Here is a 717-nt window from a genome sequence, read left to right on the forward strand (position 1 = left end):
TAAGTTCATCCGTGACCGACAACGCGCGGGAATTGCGGCGGCCAAAGATAAGGGCGTTTACAAGGGGAGGCGGAAATCCGTTGATGATGATGAAATTCGGCGGTTGGCGAACGAAGGCATCGCAAAAGCTCAGATCGCTCGTGATCTTGGCGTTTCAAGAATGACCGTCTATCGGGCGCTCGCAAAGGCTGAAACAGAAGCTGACGTTGATTGAGGATGCGGCAAAATAGGGCAGAGAGCCCTTTCTATCGAGCGAACGCTGCAGTCAGGAGCCATCACCGCCCGCTGGGACGCTGGTCTTCGCTTCCAACGGCTCCCCCTCCACCTGCAACGTCTTGTGGCTGTTGGTGTTGAGCGAGACCTTCACTTCTGCCCCTTCGGGCAGGGCTGGGATATGCATCCAGTTTGCATAGAGCCGAGCGAGTTTCTCGCCGTTCACATAGACATGCGCGTGGCCTTCGCCGTCCACGTCCGCGGAGGAGGCGTTTTGAGGTGCAAAGCGGAAGTTCTGCGGCGTGACTTGCAGGTTCCAGCCTGCCATCGGGTCCTTGTGCAGCTGGATGGCGACGCCGGGGGCATCGGGGCCTGCCGCTAGGCTGACAGCTTGGGAATGGTCATGGGCGGTCATTTCACCATGGCCGCCGCCGAAGTGGTCAGCGCTGCCATGCTCATGGCCATCGAAGGTGACGCCATTGCCGGCTGCGATCACGAAGCCGG

2 protein-coding genes are annotated in these 717 nt (G+C 59.7%); one reads left to right on the forward strand and one right to left on the reverse strand.

Annotated features, from left to right (window positions below; genetic code table 11):
• Positions 1-214, forward strand: a 214-nt coding sequence (locus L1069_RS23880; RefSeq protein ID WP_237457300.1) for a helix-turn-helix domain-containing protein, incomplete at its 5' end; no start/stop codon positions are given.
• A 51-nt stretch (positions 215-265) separates the two neighbouring features.
• On the opposite strand, the gene L1069_RS23885 is transcribed toward L1069_RS23880, so the two are convergent.
• A partial coding sequence (locus L1069_RS23885) for a hypothetical protein (protein WP_237457301.1) occupies positions 266-717 on the reverse strand: 452 nt, incomplete at its 5' end.

Origin of the sequence: Leisingera sp. MMG026, from assembly GCF_021654205.1 — a bacterium.
Classification (GTDB): Bacteria; Pseudomonadota; Alphaproteobacteria; order Rhodobacterales; family Rhodobacteraceae; genus Leisingera.